We start from the raw sequence: 2,902 nt of genomic DNA on the forward strand, positions 1-2,902 counted from the left end.
GGGGGTCCGCTCCCCCCCGAGCCGCCCGGGGGTGCTCTGCGGGCGGCCTCCGCTCCCTTCGGGGCATTACCCCACCCCCACCGGGGTGCCGCCGCTCACTGAGTATGGATGCGGCGGCACCGGACGCCGACCAGTTCCGGGCAATCCCGCCGGGCGCTGGATGACGAGTGACGAAGCAGGGCGGCGCCGCCGTCCTGGTGGGAAGTGCGGGAGGACCAGGTGAGTGGAGCCACGGGTGCTGCGGGAGGAACCTCCGGCGGCCGTCCGGGCGCGCAGGGCGGGGGTGCGTACGGCGTTCCGCAGCCGCCGACCGAGCACTCGGCCGCGTCCACCTCGCTGATGCCGCCGGCCGGTGGAGCGGGCCAGAGCGGTGCGACCTACGGGGGGCAGACGCCCGCGCCGCCGAGCGGCCAGGCCGGCTTCTCGCAGCCGACCACGTACGCCAAGGGGCAGCCGACCCCGGCCCGGGGCACCCGGAGCCCGGGCCACACCCCGGCGGGCGGGACCCCGGTCGGGGCGACCCCGGCCGGCGGCACCCCCACCGGGGCGGCGCGCCGCCCCGCCGGTGCCCCCGCGGCCGCGACCGGCGGGGCCGGCCTCGGCCGGACCCGCAAGGCCCGGCTGCGGGTGACCAAGGTGGACCCGTGGTCGGTGATGAAGGTCAGCTTCCTGCTGTCGCTGGCCGTCGGCATCATCATCATCGTGGCCGCGGCCGTGCTGTGGATGACGCTGGACTCGCTCGGCGTCTTCGACTCGCTGACCAAGACCCTCAAGGACGTCACCGGCTCGGACAGCAGCGGCGGCCTCAACCTGATGGACTACGTCGGCTTCGGCAAGGTGATGACCTTCACCACGCTGATCGCCGTGGTCGACGTCGTCCTGCTGACCGCCCTGTCCACGCTCTCCGCGTTCATCTACAACGCGGCGGCCGGCTTCACCGGCGGCGTCGAGCTCACCCTGGCCGAGGAGGACTGATCCCGGCCGGATCCTGACGCTCGCTCAGCTCCCCGTCCACGGACGGAATGCACGGGCCCCACCCGCTGTTGCAGCGGGTGGGGCCCGTCGGCATTTCGGGTGACAGCCGGCCGCCCGCGGCGTGCCACCCGGAAACCGGGCGGCCGCGGTGGGACAAGCTGGGTGCCGCCCGTCCCGCGCCTGGGAGTGCCGCAGGCCGCCCCCGGTCCGCCCGACCGGGTCAGCTGAGGTTCCGCAGGACGACTGGACGGAGGCGCGCGGTGGCGAAGCTCGCAGGTCAACTGGTCGAAGCCCTCGAAGGGCTGTTGGGGGTCCCGGTACCGCTGCGGGTACAGGCCTGGGACGGCAGCACCGCCGGGCCGCCGGGCGCGCCCACCGTGGTCCTGCGCAACCGCCGGGCGCTGCGCCGGCTGGTCTGGCAGCCGGGCGAGCTGGGCCTGGCCCGGGCCTACGTCGCGGGGGACCTGGAACTCGCCCCCGGCACCGACCTGTACGAGACGCTCTCCGCCGTCGCCCGCTTCGCCGAGCGGCCGGAGGTCCGCACCCTGGCCCTCGGGCCGCGCGAGGCGCTCGGGCCCAAGGGCCGCCGGGTGCTCGCCGCCGCGCTGTGGGCCGGGGCGGTCGGCCTCGAGCCCGAGCCGCCCCGCGAGGAGGTCCGCAGGGCCCCCGGGCGGCTGCACAGCCGCAGCCGCGACCGCGCGGCCATCAGCCACCACTACGACGTCGGGAACGACTTCTACCGGATCGTGCTGGGCTCCTCGATGGTCTACTCGTGCGCCTACTGGGCGCCCGAGGCGAAGAGCCTGGAGGCGGCCCAGGAGGCCAAGCTCGACCTGATCTGCCGCAAGCTCGGCCTGCGCCCCGGGATGCGCCTGCTGGACGTCGGCTGCGGCTGGGGCTCGCTGCTGCTGCACGCGGCGAAGCACTACGGGGTCACCGCGGTCGGCGTCTCCATCTCCACGGAGCAGGTCGCGCTGGCCCGCGCCAGGGTCGAGGAGGCCGGGCTGTCCGACCGGGTCGAGGTCCGGCTCCAGGACTACCGGGAGATCACCGACGGGCCCTTCGACGCGATCTCCAGCGTCGGGATGGCCGAGCACGTCGGCTCCGAGCAGTACCGGGTCTACGCCGAGGGCCTGTACCGGCTGCTGGTGCCCGGCGGCCGGCTGCTCAACCACCAGATCGCCCGCCGCCCCGACATCCCCGGGGTGCCGCACCGCACCAGCCCCTTCATCGACCGCTACGTCTTCCCGGACGGCGAGCTCTCTCCCGTCGGGTCCACGGTGGCCCGGCTGGAGGAGGCCGGCTTCGAGGTCCGGGACGTCGAGTCGCTGCGCGAGCACTACGGGCTGACCCTGCGCGAGTGGGTGGCCAACCTGGAGGCGCACTGGACGGAGGCGGTCCGGCTGGTCGGCCGCGGCCGGGCCCGGGTCTGGCGGCTGTACATGGCGGCCTCCGCGCTCGCCTTCGAGCAGAACCGGATCGGGATCAACCAGGTCCTCGCCGTCCGCAGCACCGAGGAGGGCGCGGCGGGCCTGCCGCCGACCCGCGAGGAGTGGCTGCTGCGTCCCTCCGTGGGCGCGCCGCAGCTGGTCGCGGGGGGTGCCGCCGCAGCCCCGGCCGACCCGGATTTGGGAGATCGGCCGTCGGTCCGCTAATCTTTCAGTGCGGCAAGGGCCTATAGCTCAGACGGTTAGAGCGCTTCCCTGATAAGGAAGAGGCCACAGGTTCAAGTCCTGTTAGGCCCACCACCGCGAAGGGCCCGGAGTGATCCACTCCGGGCCCTTCGGCGTTTTCGCGGATCGGCCGGCATCCGGTACGATCTCTCATCGGTGAGGGCCTATAGCTCAGACGGTTAGAGCGCTTCCCTGATAAGGAAGAGGCCACAGGTTCAAGTCCTGTTAGGCCCACCTCCCCGAAGGGCCCGGAG

2 protein-coding genes and 2 tRNA genes are annotated in these 2,902 nt (G+C 74.0%); all 4 read left to right on the forward strand.

Translation table 11 applies throughout. The features are described 5' to 3' along the window. Nucleotides 1–219 precede the first annotated feature (219 nt). The 4 genes from ACFRQN_RS29660 to ACFRQN_RS29675 all read left to right on the forward strand — a co-directional run bounded on the left by ACFRQN_RS29660 (nucleotide 220) and on the right by ACFRQN_RS29675 (nucleotide 2,882). On the forward strand, nucleotides 220–975 hold the full coding sequence (locus ACFRQN_RS29660) for a DUF3566 domain-containing protein (RefSeq protein ID WP_074002160.1): 756 nt from the start codon (nucleotides 220–222) through the stop codon (nucleotides 973–975). Nucleotides 976–1,235: 260 nt separating this feature from the next. Continuing rightward, nucleotides 1,236–2,630 (forward strand): class I SAM-dependent methyltransferase, encoded by a 1,395-nt coding sequence (locus ACFRQN_RS29665; protein ID WP_380743279.1) that lies wholly within the window; start codon nucleotides 1,236–1,238, stop codon nucleotides 2,628–2,630. 16 nt (nucleotides 2,631–2,646) lie between these two features. Continuing rightward, nucleotides 2,647–2,723 (forward strand) — tRNA-Ile (locus ACFRQN_RS29670). Nucleotides 2,724–2,808: 85 nt separating this feature from the next. Further along, nucleotides 2,809–2,882: transfer RNA gene (locus tag ACFRQN_RS29675), tRNA-Ile, on the forward strand. The last annotated feature ends 20 nt before the right edge of the window (nucleotides 2,883–2,902 follow it).

The sequence above is a fragment of the Kitasatospora sp. NPDC056800 genome, assembly GCF_042789775.1.
Lineage (GTDB): Bacteria > Actinomycetota > Actinomycetes > Streptomycetales > Streptomycetaceae > Kitasatospora.